This window comes from Arthrobacter sp. UCD-GKA, from assembly GCF_001863355.1.
Classification (GTDB): Bacteria; Actinomycetota; Actinomycetes; order Actinomycetales; family Micrococcaceae; genus Paeniglutamicibacter.
Window position 1 is genome coordinate 73,345 of sequence record NZ_MOLR01000003.1, and the last position, 20,095, is coordinate 93,439.

At 65.8% G+C, this 20,095-nt stretch carries 24 protein-coding genes and 1 riboswitch; of the genes, 14 read left to right on the forward strand and 10 right to left on the reverse strand.

The genetic code is table 11. The annotated features are described in order from the left end of the window. Positions 1–7: 7 nt before the first annotated feature. From BLJ79_RS05385 to BLJ79_RS05415, 7 genes are all read left to right on the forward strand, one after another. Positions 8–2,131: an acyltransferase family protein gene (locus BLJ79_RS05385; RefSeq protein ID WP_071213678.1), complete on the forward strand. Its 2,124-nt coding sequence runs from the start codon at positions 8–10 to the stop codon at positions 2,129–2,131. 182 nt (positions 2,132–2,313) lie between these two features. Next, on the forward strand, positions 2,314–2,619 hold the full coding sequence (rpsF, locus tag BLJ79_RS05390) for a 30S ribosomal protein S6 (RefSeq protein ID WP_071213679.1): 306 nt from the start codon (positions 2,314–2,316) through the stop codon (positions 2,617–2,619). A 44-nt stretch (positions 2,620–2,663) separates the two neighbouring features. Continuing rightward, positions 2,664–3,257, forward strand: a complete 594-nt coding sequence (locus BLJ79_RS05395) for a single-stranded DNA-binding protein (RefSeq protein WP_071213680.1) — start codon at positions 2,664–2,666, stop codon at positions 3,255–3,257. Between the two features lie 62 nt (positions 3,258–3,319). Then, a complete protein-coding gene (gene rpsR, locus BLJ79_RS05400) occupies positions 3,320–3,559 on the forward strand; it encodes a 30S ribosomal protein S18 (RefSeq protein ID WP_007269381.1) in 240 nt (79 codons plus the stop codon). A gap of 15 nt (positions 3,560–3,574) precedes the next feature. Continuing rightward, positions 3,575–4,030: a 50S ribosomal protein L9 gene (gene rplI / locus BLJ79_RS05405; protein WP_071213681.1), complete on the forward strand. Its 456-nt coding sequence runs from the start codon at positions 3,575–3,577 to the stop codon at positions 4,028–4,030. 237 nt (positions 4,031–4,267) lie between these two features. Next, positions 4,268–4,894, forward strand: coding sequence for a dihydrofolate reductase family protein (locus tag BLJ79_RS05410; RefSeq protein WP_071213682.1), 627 nt, complete (start codon positions 4,268–4,270; stop codon positions 4,892–4,894). Positions 4,895–5,036: 142 nt separating this feature from the next. Continuing rightward, a riboswitch (SAM riboswitch) is annotated at positions 5,037–5,150 on the forward strand. Between the two features lie 68 nt (positions 5,151–5,218). Further along, the gene (locus tag BLJ79_RS05415) at positions 5,219–5,728 is read left to right on the forward strand and encodes a flavin reductase family protein (protein ID WP_071213683.1); all 510 of its coding nucleotides are present in this window, start codon (positions 5,219–5,221) and stop codon (positions 5,726–5,728) included. Between the two features lie 90 nt (positions 5,729–5,818). On the opposite strand, the gene BLJ79_RS05420 is transcribed toward BLJ79_RS05415, so the two are convergent. Continuing rightward, positions 5,819–6,250, reverse strand: a complete 432-nt coding sequence (locus BLJ79_RS05420; RefSeq protein ID WP_071213684.1) for a DUF1801 domain-containing protein — start codon at positions 6,248–6,250, stop codon at positions 5,819–5,821. Between the two features lie 515 nt (positions 6,251–6,765). Here BLJ79_RS05420 and dnaB point away from each other — a divergent pair. The 3 genes from dnaB to BLJ79_RS05435 all read left to right on the forward strand — a co-directional run bounded on the left by dnaB (position 6,766) and on the right by BLJ79_RS05435 (position 9,984). Next, positions 6,766–8,139, forward strand: a complete 1,374-nt coding sequence (dnaB, locus tag BLJ79_RS05425) for a replicative DNA helicase (RefSeq protein WP_071213685.1) — start codon at positions 6,766–6,768, stop codon at positions 8,137–8,139. Positions 8,140–8,392: 253 nt separating this feature from the next. Next, a complete protein-coding gene (locus BLJ79_RS05430; protein WP_071213686.1) occupies positions 8,393–9,796 on the forward strand; it encodes an MFS transporter in 1,404 nt (467 codons plus the stop codon). Next, positions 9,793–9,984 carry a helix-hairpin-helix domain-containing protein gene (locus BLJ79_RS05435; RefSeq protein ID WP_071213687.1) on the forward strand — a complete coding sequence of 64 codons (192 nt, stop codon included), beginning with the start codon at positions 9,793–9,795 and terminating at the stop codon, positions 9,982–9,984. The genes BLJ79_RS05430 and BLJ79_RS05435 overlap by 4 nt, the downstream gene beginning before the upstream one ends. Positions 9,985–9,997: 13 nt before the next feature. Here BLJ79_RS05435 and BLJ79_RS05440 read toward each other — a convergent pair whose 3' ends face one another. From BLJ79_RS05440 to BLJ79_RS05465, 6 genes are all read right to left on the reverse strand, one after another. Continuing rightward, positions 9,998–10,330 carry a GNAT family N-acetyltransferase gene (locus BLJ79_RS05440; protein ID WP_071213688.1) on the reverse strand — a complete coding sequence of 111 codons (333 nt, stop codon included), beginning with the start codon at positions 10,328–10,330 and terminating at the stop codon, positions 9,998–10,000. Between the two features lie 28 nt (positions 10,331–10,358). Then, positions 10,359–10,742 carry a ribonuclease E inhibitor RraB gene (locus BLJ79_RS05445; protein ID WP_071213689.1) on the reverse strand — a complete coding sequence of 128 codons (384 nt, stop codon included), beginning with the start codon at positions 10,740–10,742 and terminating at the stop codon, positions 10,359–10,361. A gap of 77 nt (positions 10,743–10,819) precedes the next feature. Beyond that, positions 10,820–11,827: a pirin family protein gene (locus BLJ79_RS05450; RefSeq protein ID WP_071213690.1), complete on the reverse strand. Its 1,008-nt coding sequence runs from the start codon at positions 11,825–11,827 to the stop codon at positions 10,820–10,822. Positions 11,828–11,934: 107 nt separating this feature from the next. Further along, on the reverse strand, positions 11,935–13,029 hold the full coding sequence (locus BLJ79_RS05455) for a tellurite resistance/C4-dicarboxylate transporter family protein (RefSeq protein ID WP_083411023.1): 1,095 nt from the start codon (positions 13,027–13,029) through the stop codon (positions 11,935–11,937). Between the two features lie 68 nt (positions 13,030–13,097). Beyond that, entirely contained in the window at positions 13,098–13,385 is a 288-nt protein-coding gene (locus tag BLJ79_RS05460; RefSeq protein WP_071213691.1) for a MoaD/ThiS family protein, read from the reverse strand. Next, positions 13,382–14,491 (reverse strand): WD40/YVTN/BNR-like repeat-containing protein, encoded by a 1,110-nt coding sequence (locus BLJ79_RS05465; protein ID WP_071213692.1) that lies wholly within the window; start codon positions 14,489–14,491, stop codon positions 13,382–13,384. Before BLJ79_RS05465 ends, BLJ79_RS05460 begins: the two co-directional genes overlap by 4 nt. 421 nt (positions 14,492–14,912) lie before the next feature. On the opposite strand from BLJ79_RS05465, the gene BLJ79_RS05470 reads away from it, so the two are divergent. The 3 genes from BLJ79_RS05470 to BLJ79_RS05480 all read left to right on the forward strand — a co-directional run bounded on the left by BLJ79_RS05470 (position 14,913) and on the right by BLJ79_RS05480 (position 17,759). Beyond that, complete coding sequence (locus BLJ79_RS05470; protein WP_498685595.1) at positions 14,913–16,382, forward strand: cation:dicarboxylate symporter family transporter; 1,470 nt, start codon at positions 14,913–14,915, stop codon at positions 16,380–16,382. Between the two features lie 61 nt (positions 16,383–16,443). Beyond that, on the forward strand, positions 16,444–16,875 hold the full coding sequence (locus tag BLJ79_RS05475; RefSeq protein ID WP_071213694.1) for a YybH family protein: 432 nt from the start codon (positions 16,444–16,446) through the stop codon (positions 16,873–16,875). Positions 16,876–17,033: 158 nt separating this feature from the next. Continuing rightward, positions 17,034–17,759: a DUF998 domain-containing protein gene (locus tag BLJ79_RS05480; protein ID WP_071213695.1), complete on the forward strand. Its 726-nt coding sequence runs from the start codon at positions 17,034–17,036 to the stop codon at positions 17,757–17,759. Here BLJ79_RS05480 and BLJ79_RS05485 read toward each other — a convergent pair. Further along, on the reverse strand, positions 17,756–18,091 hold the full coding sequence (locus BLJ79_RS05485; protein ID WP_071213696.1) for a YnfA family protein: 336 nt from the start codon (positions 18,089–18,091) through the stop codon (positions 17,756–17,758). The two genes, BLJ79_RS05480 and BLJ79_RS05485, sit on opposite strands and share 4 nt — an antisense overlap. Before the next feature lie 101 nt (positions 18,092–18,192). Between BLJ79_RS05485 and BLJ79_RS05490 the strand changes: the two genes are divergently transcribed. Continuing rightward, positions 18,193–18,633, forward strand: coding sequence for an SRPBCC family protein (locus tag BLJ79_RS05490; protein ID WP_175475398.1), 441 nt, complete (start codon positions 18,193–18,195; stop codon positions 18,631–18,633). Between the two features lie 12 nt (positions 18,634–18,645). Here BLJ79_RS05490 and BLJ79_RS05495 read toward each other — a convergent pair whose 3' ends face one another. Then, on the reverse strand, positions 18,646–19,413 hold the full coding sequence (locus BLJ79_RS05495; protein WP_353615467.1) for an SDR family oxidoreductase: 768 nt from the start codon (positions 19,411–19,413) through the stop codon (positions 18,646–18,648). 273 nt (positions 19,414–19,686) lie between these two features. After that, positions 19,687–19,878, reverse strand: coding sequence for a hypothetical protein (locus BLJ79_RS22760; RefSeq protein WP_139194741.1), 192 nt, complete (start codon positions 19,876–19,878; stop codon positions 19,687–19,689). Between the last annotated feature and the right edge of the window lie 217 nt (positions 19,879–20,095).

Here is a 20,095-nt window from a genome sequence, read left to right on the forward strand (position 1 = left end):
CGCGGACATGATCGCCGAGCAAAGCACGCCACGCCGTTTCCTACCCGAGGTCCAATCCCTGCGCGCCGTCGCGGTGCTGCTGGTCCTCGCCTACCACCTGGAGCCCCGGCTGGTGCCCGGCGGGTTCATCGGGGTCGACGTGTTCTTCGCGATCTCCGGCTTCCTGATCACCGGGCACTTGCTGCGCGAGGTGCGCCGCACCGGACGCATTGACCTGCCCGGGTTCTGGGCGGCGCGGGTGCGGCGGATCCTGCCCGCCGCGTTCGCGGTGATCCTGGCGGTGCTGGCCGCCACGCTGGTGCTGCTGCCGGCAACGCAATGGAAATCCGTGGGCGCCGCGGCGCTGGCTTCCGCGTTCTCCGTGGAGAATTGGCTGCTTGCAGCAAGCTCGGTGGACTACCTGGCCGCCGAGGAGGCGCCCACCGCCCTGCAGCACTTCTGGTCCCTCGGCGTCGAGGAGCAGTTCTACCTCTTCTGGCCGCTGCTGGTGCTGCTGGCCGTGTGGCTCGCAAACAAGTGGGTGGCCGGCCGGGCGCACGGCACGGCGGGCCGGCGGGAAGCGGCCGCCGGGTTGCCGCGCACCGGTCTGCTGCTGGTCTTCGGTGCAGTCGTCGCGGCATCCCTGGCCTATTCGATGGTGCTGGTTGCCGCGGGGAACCAGGCGGCCTACTTCGACACCGGCGCCCGGGTCTGGGAACTCGCCGCAGGCGGGCTGCTGGCGCTTTTCCTCGCCCCGCCCGAGCCCGGGACCCAGCCACTGCGCGCCCGCTGGTTCGAGGGCCGCCGGGCCCGCACCGCGTTGGCCTGGGCCGGGTTCGGGACCATCGCGGTCGCGGCCTTCGGGTACGGGCCGGGCACCGCGTTCCCGGGGCTTTCCGCGGCCATGCCGGTGGCTGGAGCGCTTGCGGTGATCCTGGCGGGGGAGACCCGCGGCGCCCTGGCCCCGCAAAAACTCCTTGAGGCCCGGCCCGTGCAATGGGTCGGGGACATTTCCTATTCGTTGTACCTGTGGCATTGGCCGGTGCTCACCTTCTTCCTGTTCCTGGCCGGACGGGAGCCGGGCCCGGCCCAGAGCCTGGGGCTGCTGGTGCTCTCGTTGCTGCTCGCTGCGGCCTCCCACCGCTGGATCGAAACCCCGGTGCGAACCCTGGCCCCGCTTGCCGCCTCGAAATGGCGGGCGCTGGGTGCCGGCGCGGTCGCGGTCGCGGTGGTCGCCGCGCTGGCCCTGGCGCCCGGAACCCTGGCGCAGCGGGAGACCATCGCCGCCGAACGTGCCGCCGCCACGTTGCTGGCCGCCCCGCCTCCCGGCTTCGGCGCCGCGTCGATTGCCTCCGGCGCGCCGGCCTACCTCCAGGGCGTGAACCAGATCGTCCCGGTGCCAGCGGAAGCCGAGCGCGACCTGCCCGACCTGGGCGATTGCGTCCAGAAACCGCAGTCGCCCAGCACCCGCGAATGCACCAAGGGAGCGAAGGACGGCTCCCTGACCATTGCCCTGGTCGGCGACTCGCATGCCACGCACTGGTACCGGGCGCTGGAGGCCTCCGCCAAGCGCCACGGGTGGACGCTGTTGACCTACCTGAAGAACTCCTGCCCGTTCTCCGGCACCAAACGCGTCGCCGAGGCCAACGGCAGCATCTCCTGCAGCGGGGCAAACCAGGACACGCTGGAGCGCATCCTGGCACGCGGGGACGTGGACGCGGTGGTGACCAGCCACTGGGCCGGGTCCACGTTCGAAAGCGGTGCGGCCGAGGGCTTCGCCGACTACTGGGGGCAGCTCGAGGACGCCGGCATCAAGGTCTACCCGATCATCGACACCCCGCGCCCCGGGACCAGGACCTACGCGCGGGACTGCGTGGCGGAACACCCCACGGACCTGGTGTCCTGCGGGGCCCCGGAGACCAAGGCCTTCGAGGCCAACGACACCACCCGTGCCGCTGCAGCACGCGAACCACGCGTCGACGTGCTGGATTTCTCCGACCAGTTCTGCGCGGACGGATTCTGCCCGGCGGTGATCGGCAACGTGCTGGTGTATCGGGACAAGCACCATGTCTCGGACACCTACATCCGCACCCTTGCCCCGGTCTTTGACGCCCGACTGGGCGCGTTGCTGCGTGTTGATGGATTGGGCTGAGGGCCCGCGCGAAGGGCGTGATGCACCGCACCGGACACGGTCGGGAGAATCCCTGGTTTTCCGCTAGAATGGTTGAGGCTGTTTCTGCCGCGCCCGGCAATCGGGTTGCGGCGACAGCAAATGCAAAGAACCTCCTGTTGCGGAAATGCCGTGACCGTTTAGCCCAAAGGAGGTGGGTTCACATGCGTGCTTATGAATTGATGGTGCTGATCGACCCCGAGGTCGACGAGCGAACCGTTGAACCAACCCTCGGTAAGTTCCTGGACGTTGTCCGTAACGATGGTGGAACCATCGAGAACGTTGACATCTGGGGCCGTCGCCGCCTGGCCTACGACATTCAGAAGAAGAATGAGGCCATTTACGCGGTAGTTAACTTCACCGCCACCCCCGCTACTTCCGCAGAGCTTGACCGCCAGCTGGGCCTCAATGAGACCATCATGCGCACCAAGATCACCCGCCCGGAAGAGGCAAAGGTCGTTGCAGAGTAATTCTGCTCTTCGATCTTCGTAGAACAACACTTTAGGAGGCTCCAATGGCAGGCGAGACAGTCATTACGGTTATTGGTAATTTGACCGCTGACCCGGAACTGCGTTTCACCCCGTCAGGATCGGCCGTGGCGAACTTCACCATTGCATCGACCCCGCGAACCTTCGACCGCCAGACCAATGAATGGAAGGACGGCGACACGCTGTTCCTCCGTGCGTCGGTGTGGCGTGAGGCTGCCGAAAACGTCGCTGAGACGTTGACCAAGGGCATGCGCGTCATCGCCCAGGGCCGCCTCAAGTCGCGTTCCTACGAAACCAAGGAAGGCGAAAAGCGTAACGTCACCGAGCTCGAGGTCGATGAAATCGGCCCGTCGCTGCGTTACGCCTCCGCAAAGGTCACCCGTACCCAGCGCTCCGGCGGTGGCGGTGGTGGCTTTGGTGGTCAACAGCAGAACGCCGGCGCTAACGCCGGTGGATTCGGCGGCGGCAACCAAGGCGGCGGCGGTGGATTCGGCGGCGGCAACGCAGGCGGAAACACCGGTGGCGGCTGGAATGCACCCGCGGCCGATCCATGGGGAGCTCCTGCCGGAGGAAACAACGGCGGATGGGGCAACCCGGGTTCCGACGAACCACCTTTCTAAACAAATTTATTCACCATCCCGCAGAAAATTCTGCGGGCTCCACCTGATAAAGGAGCTCCACGATGGCTAAGGCTGAACTCCGTAAGCCCAAACCAAAGTCCAACCCCTTGAAGGCCGCTGACATCACTGTCATCGACTACAAGGACGTAGCATTGCTGCGCAAGTTCATTTCGGATCGCGGAAAGATCCGTGCCCGTCGCGTTACCGGCGTTTCCGTACAGGAACAGCGCAAGATCGCACAGGCCATCAAGAACGCGCGCGAAGTGGCATTGCTGCCTTACTCCGGCGCTGGCCGCGGCTAAGGAAGGTATACCAACATGGCAAAGCTCATTCTGACCCACGAAGTTACCGGCCTTGGTGCCGCAGGCGACGTCGTCGAGGTGAAGACCGGTTACGCACGTAACTACCTTCTCCCGCGCGCCTTCGCCATCACCTGGAGCAAGGGCGGTGAGAAGCAGGTTGAGTCGATCAAGGCCGCCCGTGCTGCTCGCGCCGTTGCTTCCCTGGAAGAAGCACAGGCACTTGCCGCTTCGATCTCGGCCAAGCCGGTCAAGCTGACCGTCAAGGCCGGCGCTACCGGTCGCCTCTTCGGCACCGTGAAGACCGAGGACATTGCCAAGGCTGTTGCAGCCGCTGGCTTGGGCTCGATCGACAAGCGCAACATCGAGATCAACGATCACATCAAGTCGACGGGTAACTACTCGGCGACCGTGCGTCTGCACACCGATGTCTCCGCGACCGTTGCACTGCAGGTTGTTGCCGCCAAGAAGTAATTTCTTGCGCATCCGCCGTCTTGGCTGACGGCAAACCACTGTGGACCCCGCCGTTGGCGGGGTCCACAGTGCTTTAAGGTCAGCCCCGGGCCCCAGTCCCCGCGGACCGGGCTGGCCGGGGTCTGGCGCATGGCCCCGGCGTCCCGTAGCTTTGCGGCAGGAAACCGCTGCCGACCGGTTCCGCAGTCCGACCCGGGCCACGGACCCTGCAGGCCGCTCCAACAGGAAGGCACGAGCATGAAACTGACACTGACCGAATTCGTGAGCTTGGACGGGGTCTGCCAGGGCCCCGGGGCTCCCGACGAAGACACCACCGACGGATTCACGCAGGGCGGATGGTTCGTCCCGCACATGGATGCGGGGTTCGTCGACCAGGCCGCGCAATGGCTGGCGCAGGCCGACGGGCTGCTGCTGGGCCGCCGCACCTACGAGGCCTTCGCACGGGACTGGCCGCAAATCACCGACCCGGACGACCCTTTCACCGCCCTGATGAATTCGCTGCCCAAGTACGTCGCTTCGCAGACGCTGGCCGAGGGAACCTGGAACCCGACGACGGTCCTCTCCGGCGACGTTGCCGCCCGGGTTGCGGAGCTCAAGGCACGGCCCGGCAGGGAACTGCAGATCCACGGCAGTGGCAGGCTCGCGGGATCGCTGCTCGCCGCGGGGCTGATCGACGAACTCCGGCTCGTGGTGGCTCCCGTCGTCCTGGGGCACGGCCGGAGGCTCTTCCCCGACGGCGGAGCGCCGGCGGGACTGCGGTTGGCCGACAGCAAGGCGACGGGAGGCGGTCTGGCCATCCTGGTCTATGAGAACTCCGGAATCCCGGACTATGCGACCTACACGGGTGCCTCGGACGTGGGCTGAACGGCCACCTGCCCCCAAGATCGCCCTCGGATGTCCGCATCGCGCCAGATGATCGCAGGATCTTCGATTCTTACGCTTCATGACCTCGTGTGTCGAAACAAACTTTGACGGAGTCGCAATATTTCTCCTAACGTTAGTGGTGAATCAAGAGCGTCAACGTTCAAGCCCTGGCTTGTTGGCCGGCAACCCTCTCACGGTGGTGGGGTGCTCCAGGTGATGATTCGGCCTACCGGAACCCCGGGGGCAAGTACCGCACACCTCGCTGTTCCATGCGTGCATTTCACGCAGCAGCGAAGGTGGGCCGAAGCCGAAGGATTGAGCACCATGACACTCACCTCTGACCTCACACCAGATACCCTGCGCAACGTCTTTGCCCAGCATCCATCCGGCATTGCCGCACTCTGCGCCATCGTCGACGGGCAGCCGCAGGGAATCGTGGCCTCGTCGTTCACGGTCGGCGTATCCATGGATCCGCCGCTGGTGATGTTCGCGGTCCAGAACACTTCGAAGACCTGGCCGCTGGTGCGCACCAGCGGGCGCATCGGCGTTTCGGTGCTCAGTGAAAAGAACGAGGGCGTCTGCCGACAGATCGCCTCCAAGTCCGGGGACCGCTTTGCCGGGCTTCGCCTGGATTCGACCGACGAGGGCGCACTGTTCCTGCATGACGCCACCCTGTGGCTCGACTGCTCGATCGAGCAGGAGATCCCGGCCGGCGATCATCACGTGGTGCTCCTGCGCGTGCACGGCCACCAGACGCACGACGAGACCAATCCTCCGTTGGTGTTCCACGGTTCGGCCTTCCGCCGCCTGGAGGCCCAGCAGCTGGTCTCCTGAAGGCCACCGAAACGCGAGGGCTCCCCGCCCGCCACCCCGAACCCATGATTCGGAGCGGTAGGCGGGGAGCCTTCTTCGTTGATGCGGTGTTCAGCCCTGCGGCTGGACATGGACCACGTCCATCATGTGCCGGTACCCGTCGCGGGCCAGCCGGGCCAGGACCTCGACATCGACATCGGCAAGCTTGTTTACGTACAGGCAGCCCGCTCCTCGCTTGTGCTTGCCGAGCTGAGCCAGGAGAGCCGGTGCCGTCGGTGCGTTGGTCAGCCCGTAGAGGGCCAAATTGGAGGAACGCGGTGAAAAGCCGATGGCGGCCGCATCTCCCTCTCGGCCGGACTCGTATTTGTAGTGATAGGTGCCGAAACCGACGATCGTCGGTCCCCACATGGTGGCGGTCCGGCCGCTGGCCTCTTCCATCATCTCCAGCAGGAGCTCGGCGTCAGCGCGCCGCGTCGGGTGTGGCACCGCCGCAATGAACTCGTGGGGATCAATGAGTGTCGGTGCGGTCTTGTTGGCGGCCATGCGGCCCAGTATGTCAGGGCTTGGTGATGTGCATCAATGCCCGTAATCCCCAGATCCGTGGCGAGCTCCGGCGTGTCTGTGGATAGCTTGTGGGTAACTCTGGAAACGGGGGTGGATTAACCGCGGAATCTCGGGGTTTTTGTATGTATAACCCACTTTTACGCCTGTGGAGGATGTGGATAACTAGTTTGTATCCACAGGTGTGGAATTGCATAAGCCCTAGTCAGAAGCCTGTAGTAATCAAATATCTTGTGTAATCCACAACGTTCTCCCCAGACTGTGCACACAACACGCCGCGAGGTTCACAGGTTATCCACACGCCTTGTGGATAACCGTGTTGGGTTTGGGGGAAAACAGGTCTATGGTGACAGTGTTCCCCACCTATTTCCACAGGTTCGTGGTGCCTTGCGGCACGTGTGAGCTTGGACCTAACGAATCGTCCGTGCTCCTTGAGACACTGGAAAGGTAATGAAGCGGAAAACCTGGGAACCCGCGCAGCTTGAAGGGAAAAGCCCGTGTCGCTAGCCAGCACCGAAACCAGCTCCGATTCACAAGGGTCGGACTATGGACGCACTCCACCACAGGACCTTGTAGCAGAGCAAAGCGTCTTGGGTGGCATGATGCTTTCCAAGGACGCCATCGCTGACTGCGTCGAGGTGTTGCGAGGCCTCGATTTCTATCGCCCGGCACACGAGGCAATCTACGAAGCCATCATCGACCTTTACGGCCGCGGGGAGCCCGCCGACGCCGTCACCGTCTCGGACCTGCTGACCAAGCGCGGCGAGATCACCCGCATTGGCGGCCCGGCCTACCTGCACACGCTCATCCAGTCGGTGCCCACCGCCGCCAACGCCGGCTTCTATGCCGAGATTGTCCGCGAACGCGCGGTCCTGCGCCGCCTGGTCGATGCCGGCACCAAGATCGTGCAGCTTGGCTACTCGCAGGACGGCGAGGTTGACGCCATCGTCAACGAGGCCCAGGCCGAGGTCTACAAGGTCGCCGAACGCCGCACCGCCGAAGACTACGTGCCGCTGCGCGACATCATCGAGGGCACCGTCGACGAGATCGAATCGGCCGGCAGCCGAGGCGAGGGCGTGATCGGTGTTCCCACCGGGATCTTTGAGCTCGACGAGCTGACCCAGGGCCTGCACGGCGGCCAGATGATCGTTATTGCTGCGCGCCCGGCCGTTGGCAAAAGTACGTTTGCATTGGATTTTGCCAGGTCAGCGTCCATTAAGAACAACATGACCTCCGTTTTCTTCTCCCTGGAAATGGGACGCAACGAAATCGCCATGCGCCTGCTGTCGGCCGAAGCGAGCATCGCGCTGCAGAACCTGCGCAAGGGCACGATCCAGGACGAAGAATGGTCGAAAATCGCCACCACGATGGGCAGGCTCAACGACGCCCCGCTGTTCATCGACGATTCGCCGAACATGTCGCTGATGGAAATCCGCGCCAAATGCCGCCGGCTCAAGCAGAAGCACGACCTCAAGCTCGTGGTGCTGGACTACCTGCAGCTGATGAGCTCCGGCAAGAAGGTGGAGTCGCGTCAGCAGGAAGTCTCCGAGTTCTCGCGTGCGCTGAAGCTGCTGGCCAAGGAACTCGACGTTCCGGTCATCGCCCTGTCGCAGCTGAACCGTGGTTCGGAGCAACGTACCGACAAGAAGCCGATGATCTCCGACCTTCGCGAGTCCGGATCGATTGAGCAGGATGCGGATATGGTCATCCTCTTGCACCGTGAAGACATCTACGACAAGGAATCGGCACGTGCCGGCGAGGCCGACGTGATCGTGGCCAAGCACCGTAACGGTCCGACCAAGACCATCGTTGTCGCGTTCCAGGGCCACTACTCGCGCTTCAACAACATGGCCCAGGACGGCATGGGCTAGTTCCCTTCGGGTCGTCGTGTTCGGGCGGTTGTGCTCCCCTCGCAGGGGGCACAACCGCCCAAACCATTTCCGGCACTTTCCGGGCAGGCGACAGGCGCGGGCCTCGGCGAACTCCTTGGGGGCCCTCAGCACCGGGAGACTCTGCTTCGTGACCATGGGGCCGAAGCGCAGCGCGCCGATCCGCAGGGTGTCGGTGGTCACCGCCGGTTCGCCCCGTGTGGTGGAGCCGCGCGCCAGCCCTTACGCTCGAGGTATGTCGAGCCAGCCGAGCGCATCCAGCAGCGGGTCCCCGGCGGGCCTGCTTGCCCCGGAATACCGTTGGGTCACCGCCGGGATGTTCGCGCTGGTCTTCCTGGTGGCGTTCGAGTCGCTGGCCGTCACCACCGTGATGCCGCTGGTCAGCAAGGAACTGGATGGTGCCGCGCTCTATGCCCTGGCCTTTGCCGCGCCCATGGCCAGCGGGGTGATCGGCATGGTGGCCGCGGGGAGCTACTCCGATCGCCACGGGCCCTCCGTCCCGCTGTACGCGTCCTCGGCGCTCTTCGTGCTCGGTCTGCTCGTGTGCGGCCTGGCCCCGGGCATGGAGGTACTGGTGGCCGGACGGCTGGTGCAGGGGCTCGGGGGTGGGGGCATCACCGTGGCCCTCTATGTGGTGGTGGCCCGGGTCTTTGTCCCGCGCCTGCACCCGCAGATCTTTGCGGCCTTCGCCGCCGCCTGGGTCGTTCCCTCGCTGATTGGTCCGTTCGCCGCCGGGCTCGTGGCGCAAACCATCGGTTGGCGCTGGGTGTTTCTCGGGGTCGTGGGCCTGGTGGTCCTGGCGATGGCCGGGGTCATGCCCTCGGTGCACGCGATGGGCGGTGGTGAGAATCCCGCGGCGGCCTTTAGCTGGAGGGCGCTGGGCTGGGCCGGGTTGGCGGCCGCAGCCGTGCTGGGCATGAACCTGCTGGCCCGGGTTCCGGCGCTGGGCCTGGTGCTCATGGGCATCTCGGTGCTGGTGGTGCTGGTTGCGGTGCGGCCGCTGCTGCCTCGTCGGACGCTGCTGGCCGGGCGCGGGCTGCCGGCCACGATCCTGGTGCGCGGCCTGGCCGCCGCAGCGTTCTTCGGCACCGAGGTCTATCTGCCCTATCTCCTGATGGACCGCTTCGGCTTGTCCCCGGCGGTAGCCGGCCTCTCCCTGACCGGCGGGGCCATCTGCTGGTCCATCGGCTCGGCCATCCAGGGCCGCATGGGGGAGTCGCTGGACAACGCCCGGGCCATGTCCATCGGCTCGGCCCTCGGCGTGGGCGCGATCTTGCTGGTGCTGGGAACCGCGGCGTTCCACCTGCCGGCGATCGTCGCGATCCTCGCGTGGGCCATGGGCGGGGGAGGCATGGGGCTGGTGTACCCGCGGCAGAACGTGCACATGATCGCGCTGTCCACCACCTCGAACCAGGGCTTCAACTCCTCGGCGCTGGCCGTGTCCGACTCGCTGGGCTCCGCGATGGCGTTGGCCGCCGGCGGGCTGGTCTTCGGCGCCTTTGGCGGCAACGACTCCTTCGTGGCGGTCTTCGTGTTCACCGCCGCCATCGGCGTGGCGCTGCTGGTGCTCACCCCGCGGGTGCGCAGCGGCACCGGGACTTCCGCCCGCTTGGAATCCATCGCTACGCTGGAGCCATGAGCACACACCCCCTGCCGAAGATCTCCGCGCCCGCCTCCCGCGCTCTGGCCGGCGCCGGGATCACGACCCTGGAACAGGCCGCCGCGTACGGCCAGGCCGCGCTGCTCCAACTCCATGGCTTCGGGCCCAGGGGCATCGGGATCCTGCGCGAGGCCCTGGCCGGGCTGGGGATGGAACTGGCGGACTGATCCGCGCTGCGGGCTATTCCTGCGGCAGGATCCGCAGGTGCGCGCTGGTGGGCTTCACCAGGTCGGCGTCGAACTCGTGGTGCTTGAGCAGCCAGGCCTTGATGTAGGGGCAGACGGCCACGATCTTGTGCCCCTGGGCCACGGTGTCCTGCAGCGCCTGGGCGGCCAGCTTGGAGGCCAGGCCCTGTCCGGCGTAGGACTCGTCGACGACGGTGTGGAAGAAGACCCGATCGATGCCGTCGGTGGTTTCCAGCTCGCGGTAGTGGGCCGCCCCGATGGTTTTCTCGTCGTCCAGCAGCGCGTAGCGCCGGCGTTCGGGACGGTGTTCGATGCGGATCTCGCTCATGTGTTGCTTCCTTGCTGGTTGGTGGTTTTCAGGGGGTTCCGAAGAGACGGCCGAAGAAGCCCTTGGGCTCGCTGCCTTCGGCGTCGATGAACACGGCACCGAACCCGTCATAGGTTCCTCCGTGTTTTTCGGTGACGGCGTGCACGCCGCGCAACGCCTGTTCCGCGCTCCAGACGTCCAGCGGCTGTTCCCGGTAGACGCGCAACAGGTACCGGGAATTGGCGTCCTGGCCACCGGAGCGGTCGACGTCCCAGCCGGAGCGCTCGAAGTGGTCCGCGGCCTCGGTGACCTCCCGCAGCGAGCGGAAGGAAACGAAGTGTTCCATCTCGCGCTTGGCATCGAGCTGGTCGCCCAGCGCGGCGCGTTCGGCCAGCGCCCGACGCAACTTGGCCAGTTCCTCCACCAATGACATGTGGGCCTCGCTCCTTACGTTGTCCTCTTTGGGCTGCCGGCGTGCTCCGGTGATCCGCTGCGTGGCCGGTTGCTTGTTCAGTCGCGGGGCCGCAGCCTGACCATGGGCAACACCGGTGCCGGCAGGGGAGCGGGCTCGCCCGCCGGGAAGTCCCCGAAGCGCTTGGAGGTGGTGTCCCCGGGTTCCGCGCCGATCTCCGCCTGCCACTGCCTGCGGTATTCGACGACTTCCTCGTGGGTGCGACCGACGAAGTTCCACCACATCAGGATCTGCTCGTTCAGCGGTTCCCCGCCAATGAGCAGGGCGCGCACGGGTTGGGCGCCGGCGCTCAACGTAATTTCCTGGGTGCCTGGCGGCAGGTAGGCCAGGTGGTCCACGGGCAGCTCGTCGACCCCGACGCTCAGCGTCCCGGAGTCCAGCAGCACCCCGTGCTCGTGGTGGGCCTTCACCCCCAGTCGGATGGAGGCGCCGGGTTGCAGCAGGATCTCGGCGCCCACCAGCTCGGTGTGCGTGGACACCGGGGAAAGGGAGTGCAGGTCCGTGCCGCGCGGATTCGGCACCGTCAGCGAGCCGAGGAACACGCTGACGCTGAACCCGTCACCGGACATCGGCTCGGGCCGGTAGTGGGCGAAGGTCGGCGGCATGTGCCGCGCGGAATCGGGCAGCGCGACCCACAGCTGGGCGCCGTGCAGCACCGTGGTGTCGGGGGTGGAGAACTCGGAGTGGCTGATCCCGCGGCCGGCGGTCATCAGGTTCAACTCGCCGGGACGCACCATGGCATGGAACCCGGCCGAATCCCGGTGCTCGATCTCCCCGGTGAACAGCCAGGACACGGTTTGCAGCCCGGTGTGCGGGTGGCGCGGGACGTTCATCCCTCCGGTGTCGCCCACCGGGTCGGGACCGTAGTGGTCAAGGAAGCACCACGCGCCGATGAGGCTGCGCTGTTTTTGCGGCAGCGTGCGGCGCACGTCCATGGCGCGCGGCCCGCCGAGCGGGACGTTGCGCGGAACCAACAGCTCGATCCCGGCATGGGTTTTGTCTGCTCCGCAAACCATCTCGTCAGGGGCGGTCTCGAGGTTACTCATATCCCCAGCGTAGTGCCGGGGCCGGTTTTAGGCATCCCCCGCACCGCGGTGGCGGGCGGGTACGGCGGGCGGGTAATCGGTGACGGGCACCGGGTGCCCCGGCGGCGCTACTCCACGGGCGAAGGATCCCGCCCGGCACGCAGCCAGCGCAGCAGGCAGGCGAGCATCAGCACCGTGGTGCCGGCCCAGGCCGCAGCGGCGACCCACGCCCCGACCTCGCCGACGCCCACCATCACCGCGACGGACTCGCCCCGGCCAAAGGCGATGGACGCGGCCGACATCATGCCCAGCGGGAAGACGATGGCCCACAGCCCGGTCTCATAGCGCATCGGGTAGCGGCGCATCCCGTGGCGCCAGATCCCGAAGACCACCAGCAGCGGGATCCACCACATGCCAAGCGCCCACAGCATGTAGCTGGCGCCGGCGACGAACACCGCGGTGCGCACCATCACCGGGAAGTCGGCGGGCATGGCCAGCACCTTCGCGCCGGCCAGCACCGTGATCGCGGTGGCTCCCATGAAGATCCAGTAGGTGGGGCTCAGGTTTTCCGGGCGGTTGGGCCGGGTCAGCAGCCGCAGGGTCACCAAGGTGCCCACCAGCAGGTAGAGCACCAGCCCGATGCCCCAGGCGGCGACGGCAGCGGCCCCGGCCAGCTCGTTGTTGCTGCTGCGGGCGATCACCGCCAGGGCGTTGGCCATGGACTGGGTGGCGACCACCCAGAGGAACCAGCTGCCGTTGGCGTCCTGCAGGATCGGGGTGGAGCGTTCGCGCAGCAGCATCGAAGACGGTATCCCGTAGTTCAACCCCACCCAGAACACCCCGGCCACGATGGCCAGGGCCACCGCCGCGGCGGGGGTCCCCGCCATGTCGAAACCCAGGCCCAGCACGTTGGCGCCGGCCACGATGGTGAAGAACCCGAAGGTCTTGGCCGGGTCGTTGAGGTCCTTGAGCAGGGAACCCGGGTGGGAGATTGCGCGCCAGGCCAGTCCCGCGCAGAGCAGTGCCCCGGCTGCCACCGCAATCCACAGCAGCACCGAGGCCAAGGCCTCGCGGCCCACCAGGGCCAGAGCGATGGACAGGATGCCGGTGGCCATGACGAAGGAGAACGCTGCCGGCGGGAAGTCCTTGATGGCCGCATCCAGCCGCCGGTGCGCGCGCCGCAGGTGCCCGTCCGGTGCGGCGGCGGGAGGTGGCGGGATCATCGGCGGCACGCGGGCTCCTTCAGGCAAGACACCCTGCCAGAGTATCGCGGGAGCCTGCCCCGAAGCGGCTATCCGCCGGCTACCGACTGCATGATCAACACGTCCTGCCCCTCGGAGACGGTCGAATCCAGGCCTTGGAGCCTGCGGATGTTGTCCGGACCGACGAAGATGTTCACGTAGCGGCGCACCTGGCCGCGTTCGTCGCGCACCCTCCGGGCAAAGAGCGGGTAGCGCTCGCCGAGCGCATCCAGGATCGAACCCACGGTCCCGTCCTCGGGCAGCGGGACCTGCAGGCTGCGCTGGCCCTCCAGCGTGGAGGCGAGCACCGAGGGCACCTCAACGGTAATGTCCGTCATTGCCCCGCACCGTTGACCTGGGCTGCCCGGACGCTGAGCACATCGGGCAGGCGCTGGGCCACCGTGACGAAGTGCGCGCCCTCGTCGTTGCTGGCGAAGACCTCTCCGCCACGGGTGCCGAAGTACACGCCCACGGTTTCGGGGTGCTCGTCCACCGCCGCGGCGTCGCGCAACACCGCGTTCCAGTCCGCATCCGGCAATCCGGCGTGTTGTTCGCTCCAGGTGTCCCCGGCATTCGTGGAGTGGTAGACCGAGAGCCGTCCGCCCACCGGATTGCGTTCCTCGGCTGCCTTCAGCGGGATGGTCCACACGGTGCCGCCCGTGCGGGGGTGTGACAGGAACACGAATCCGAAGTCGGCCGGCAGTCCATCGGCGATGCTGTTCCACTGGTCCCCGGCGTCGTCGGTGCGGTAGACCCCGCCGTGGTTTTGCGCATAGAGCCGGTCCGGGTCTTCGGCATCGGCGGTGATGTGGTGGACGCATTGGCCGAACTCCGGGAACGGCTCGGGGAAGAAATCTGCCTTGATGCCGTGGTTCCGTGGCTCCCAGGAGGTGCCGCCGTCGGTGCTGCGGTACACCCCGCCGGTGCTCATGGCCGCGTGGATGACGTTCTCGTCCGCCACGTTGGGCACGATGCTGTGCACCGCGGCCCCGCCGAAGCCGGCGCCCCATTCGCTGCGGTGCGGGTGGTCCCAGAGCCCTCGGTTGAGCTCGAAGTTCTCCCCGGAGTCGGTGGACTTGAAGACCGAGATCGGTTCGCATCCGGCCCACACCACCCCGGGGCGTTCGGCGGTGTCGGGGCGCAGGTGCCAGATCCGGGCCAGTGCGGTGTCGGTGTCGGCGGGGAACTTGATGGCGCCCTGCTCGGGTTCGGACCAGGTTGCGCCCTCGTCATCGCTATAGACGACGGTCGGTCCCCAGTGCCAGTCGTTGACCCCGGCCAGGATGCGGGTCCGGCCTTCCCGGGTGTCGATGGCGACGGAGGGGACCTCGAGGTTGGCGAAGTGGGGTCCGGTCAGATTCCAGTTTTCGCGGTCGGTGCTTTCGGCCAGCCAGAGGCCCTTCTTGGTGCCGATGGCCATGATGGTTCGTTGGTCGTTGTCCATGGCAAACAGTGCAACACCGCAGCGGGCTTGATTCAAGGGTTGTGGCGCACGGCTTTGCGCGAAATGACGCACTGTTGGTTTCACGGTGATTCGGTTCGGCCCGTCACGCAAGTGACACATTCGGTTCTATTTGACGGGCCCGAGCGTCATGGGCGGGCATCGGACTATGGAGGGGGCCGTCGATCGACGCCGGGAGAAAGGGCATTAGCGGGCGTGGGATCGCTGCGGTGGGTGAGGAAAATCGGCCATGTCGCATGTGCACTGGATTTCGGCTGATGTAAATTCCATCAATATTCCGCTGTGTGAAAACTAAATACTCCCTTGTGAAAGAATGTGATCCGGGTTACGTTGCTTGGAAGCTTCCCGCCGTGGGGATTCTTGAGGAATGGATGAAACCGTGAAAACAACGCCAGGTGCCACTGTGGCACGATCGGATGTTCGGCCCAAAAGGGCGCCGATCTACAAGTCGCTCTTTTTCCAGCTTGCACTTGCCGTTGTAGCAGGGGTGCTCATCGGGCACTTCTGGCCCACATTGGGTTCGGCCTTGCGGCCGCTTGGCGACGGCTTCATCATGCTGATCAAGATGATCATTGCCCCGCTGATCTTCCTGGTGATCGTCACCGGCATCGCCGCCGTCGGCGACGTCAAGGCCGTGGGCCGCGTCGGGGTCAAGGCGCTGATCTACTTCACCGGCGCAACGCTCTTCGCCCTGGTGTTCGGTCTGATCATCGGCAACATCGTCCAGCCGGGTGTCGGGCTCAACATCGACCCCGCCACCCTCGACGGCGGAGCCCTGGCGGAAAAGACCGGCGAGGCCAAGGACGCCGCCAGCTTCATCCTCGGCATCATCCCGGTCAGCGTCATCGGCGCCTTCGCCGACAACATCCTGCTCCAGGTCCTCTTCTTCTCCGTGTTCTTTGGCGCCGCCATCGTGGTCGTCGGCCAGGAACGCTGCGCACCGGTATTGAGCCTGTTCGAGATCATCCTCGAACTCATCTTCAAGATCATGAGCTGGATCATGCGGGTTGCCCCGTTGGGCGCACTGGGAGCCATGGGCTTCATCATCGGCCAGTACGGCATCGAAACCCTGGGCACCTACGCCAAGCTCATCGTCGCCTGCTACGTCGCCGCCCTGCTGTTCATCGGCATTCTGTTCATCATTGCCTGGGCCGTGGCACGAGTGCCGCTTTGGCAGTTCATCCGCTACACCCGCGAGGAATTCCTGCTGGCACTGGGCACGGCCTCGACCGAGGCGGTCATGCCCCGCATCATGACGAAGCTGACCAACGCCGGTTGCTCGCGTGCAACCACCGGCCTGGTTGTTCCCACCGGCTACTCCTTCAACCTCGACGGCGCGGCAATCTACCTCTCCATTTCGCTGCTCTTCCTGGCCCAGGCCTTCGGGCATGACCTGACCTTCGGCCAGCAGCTCGGCGCGCTCGGTGTCCTGCTGCTGACCTCCAAGGGCATGGCCGGGGTTCCCGGTTCGTCCTTCCTTGCCCTCTCGGCCACGGCCGCCGCGCTCGGGATCTTCCCGGTTGCCGGTGTCGCCCTGCTGCTTGGTGCCGACCGCATCATGGACTCCATGCGCGTGGCAGTGAACCTGCTGGGCAACTGCGTGGCAACTTTCGTGGTCGCCAAGTGGGAAGGCCAGTTCGACCGCGAGGCCATGGTCCGTGCCTTCGCCGGGGAAATCACAAACGAGGACAGCGCCATCATGCTTGGCGAAGAAGACGGATTCCGCGTCGAAGAAGAGCTGCGCCTGTCCGAGGGCGGGGAGCCGTCGCCGAAGTTCGCCGGCGGACCAACCCGTGGCTCGACCCCCAACATCCAGATGTCCCACGCGGAACGGCTGCTGGCGGCCAACGGGGCACCGGAACGCACGGAGTAACACCGACTCCTTGTGGCAAAAAGCTATCCATGCAGTGGACCGAGGCATTAGTGTCCGCTGCATGGATAGCTTTCTTAACGACGGCCCCGGCCTGGTTCTTGGCGCCTACTCCGCCACGGTGGATGGCAAGAACCTCACGGACTACACGGGCCTTTATGCCCCAGATGTCCATGTCTACGATGCGTGGGGAAAATTCGAATACGTGGGTGCCGAGGCCTGGCAGGCGATGGCGGCCGACTGGTACGGTTCCCTGGGCACCGAAACGGTCCGGTTGGACTTCGCCGATGTCCGGGTCCTTGCCGGCGAAAAGGTGGCGATGATTTCGACCGCGGCAACGTCTACCGCGTTCTCTGCCGACCGCGGCAAGCTGCGTTCGCTGACGAACAGGATGACCATGGGACTGGAGCTGCGGGGGTCGAGGTGGCTGATTGTCCACGAGCATTCGTCCCTGCCGATCGACATGGAAACCGGCCAGGGGGTCTTCAGGTCATAGACCCCCTGTCGCACGAGGCGACCTGTTGCGCGGGACAAGCACTGCCCGGCCCCCGGGGAGCCTTTTCCGGGGCCCTTGTCTTCGGGGTCTTGCGTTGTTTCCCCTGCAGCGTGGGTGCGGTGCGGTGGATGGGGGCGCCGGTATGGAAAGCTGGATCAATGATGCCGCAGAACCCGGACAATGCCCGACGGCGGTTTGCCACCGCAGCCATGGCCGGCGTCGCCGTCTACGTCCTGGTCGACGTGGTGCTCCAGTTCCTGCCCCCGCACTACAACGTGGTCAGTGAAGCCGAAAGCAACCTGGCGGTGGGTCCGTTCGGGTGGATCATGAACCTGAATTTCCTCGGCCGAGCCGTCACCACCCTGTGTGCCATCGTTGCCATCAACCGGATCGACCAAGTCTCCGGGCTTCGACGGGCCGGGGTGCTCCTGATGGCCGCCGGGGGCCTGTGCTCGGCGGCACTGGCCTTTTTCCCGACCGACGTAGATGCCGGGTCCGGCCTGCATGCGGTGACGACGGCGGGCACCGTGCATCTCTACGTGGCCGGCGCCGGATTCCTGGCCGCGCTGGCCGGCATTTTCGTGCTGACCCGCTGGATGCGCTCCGCCCCGGAGCTGGAGAAGGCCTACCCTGCGGCGTTGATTCTTGCGGCAGTTGCTGCCGTCGGGCTCGCATCCCTGGGACTGGCAGCAGCCGTTGGGCAGGATCTGCTGGGGCTTGCCGAGCGGGTCTGTCTCGCCGGAGTGCTCGGCTGGGTGCTGGTGGTGTGCGGGGCCATCAGGAGGTTGCCCCTTAGGACCTGGCCGGCACCCACGGTTCTTCCCGGAGGGGATCCCCTGTCTGCGGGGACGGTCGATCCCGGCCGGGGGATCTTCGGTTCCTAGGCCCCGCGCGGGCCGTACATGATCAACCCGACCCCGGCCAGGGCGATCGCAGCCCCTGCGATGTCCCAGCGGTCCGGTCGGAAACCGTCCAGGAGCACCGCCCAGAGCAGGGACCCGGCAATGAAGACCCCGCCGTAGGCCGCCAGGATGCGGCCGAAGTTGGCGTCGGGCTGCAGCGTGGCGACGATTCCATACAGCCCCAGGGCAATGGCCCCGCCGCCGATCCAGAGCCAGCCGCGGTGTTCGCGGATGCCTTGCCACACCAGCCAGGCGCCGCCGATTTCCAGCAAGGCGGCAACGCCGAAGAGCACAATTGATTTCAACACGGTCATGCCCGCAATCTTTTCATCTTCTTCCAAGGGGTGTTTGCCCCCCGGAAGGAGCACGCCATTCGGCTCGCGGCTCGAATCGGGGTAACCTCGTGCGCATGGATATGGGCGAACTGGTTATTGAACGTGAATTTTCCGCACCCCGGGGTGCGGTGTGGGCGGCATTTACCGAGCCGGAAATCCTGGCCGAATGGTTCGGCCCCGAAGGCTGGGGCGTGCACGTGGATACCGTGACCATCGAGCCGCGCGTGGGTGGCGTCCAGAAGTTCGTGATGCACCTGCTGGAGGACCCGACCAAGACCTCGCCGGTGCACGCGACGTTCACCGAGGTCCGTGAGCACGAGCTGCTGGTCGGGGAGGACGGGCCGCATGAGATGACCCTGAACCTGGTCATTGAAATGCGCGTCGAGTTCGCCGACTGCCCCACGGGGACCGCGCTGCGGATCACCCAGGGGCCGCTTCCGGCCGAGGTCCTGGAACTGGCACGTGCCGGCTGGGAATCCTCGTTCACCAAGCTGGACCGGCTGTTCGCCATGCACCTTTAGCAGGCACCGCTCCTAGCCGCGGCCGATGAACGGCATCCCGGCGGCGGTGATGGTGACCTGGTTGACGGAGACCTCGGCGGGTGCGGAGGCCATGAACTCGATGGCCGCAGCGGCCTGGTCCATGTCGAAGGTGGGCTCCACCTTCCGGCTGCCGTCGGCCTGCAGCGCGCCCGAAGCTGCACCGACATCCTTCATCATTTCCGATGCGGCGTTGCCGATGTCGATCTGCGAGCAGTTGATGCCGTAAGGGCGGCCATCCAGCTCAATGGACTTGGTCAGGCCGGAGATTGCATGTTTGGTCACCGCATATGCGACGGACGCCGGGCGGGGCACCTGGGCGCTGATTGATCCGTTGTTGATGATGCGCCCGCCGCCGGTTTCCTGCATGTGCCTGAACGCGGCCCCGGCGCAGTAGATGGCGCCGCTGAGGTTGACGGCACAGACCTCTTGCCACTGCTGCGCGGTGAGCTCGCCGATGGTTGCGGTCGGCCCAAAGACCCCGGCATTGTTGAAGAGCACACCGATCTTGCCAAAGCGTTCGATTCCCGCGTTGAAAAGCTGCTCGATGGCGGTCGGGTCAGTGATGTCGGTGGGCACCACGAGGGCATGGGGGTGCCCGGCTGCACTCTGCTCAAGCTGGAGCCCGCGGCGGCCGGCCAGGACGACATTCCATCCCGCATTGAGCATCCGCCCGGTGACGGCCTTGCCGATGCCGGAGCCGGCCCCGGTGACCAGGATGGTTCGAGGTGCGGGCGCGGCATGTTCCTGGGGTGCGGTCAAGGGGATCATCCTTTGGAAATAAAACTGTCATTTTGGGCGGTTGCGGGTAGGGATCTGCCCGGGGGAGGCCTTCGGTTCCCAGACTACCGAAGCCGTTGGTGACGTGGCTGGATCTTGGAACCCTGCCGCATTGGTGGCGGCTCTTCGATGAATCCCGGTGACATGCCAACGGTGGGATCCCGTGGCCGTGCCTGGAATCCCACCGTGGTGGTCATGGTGCCTGAAAGTCGTGTGTCGGCGCCCGAACGGATAGCTTCGGCGGGGTGGCCGGCGCTAACTGCGTGCGGCGCGGAAGCGGGACCAGAAACCGATGCGAGCCTTGGAACCGCGCGGACCGCGGCTCATATCGGGGTCGAGGCCGCCGATGGGGTGGAAAATTCCTGTGCCTAGTGCCGTAGAGGGCTCCGGAACGACGCGTGGGGTTTTCTCGCTGGTTGCTTCAACGATGGGCTGGGTGATTTTCATGCGTTCCTCCTCTGAATGGCGAGATTCCAAGATATGAAATCTTAATATTGCTTAGTGAAATTAAGTATGTAGGTGAATCGGCGGAAAGGCAAGGGTTCGACGTAACTTATTTCACACCGGATCGGCGCCGGTGCTGCAGGACGAGCCGAAAGTTTTTCGGCAGAGCCCTTGACGGACCGGCTGTGATGCGGGTTACATGGTGTGAGCACGAAGTTCC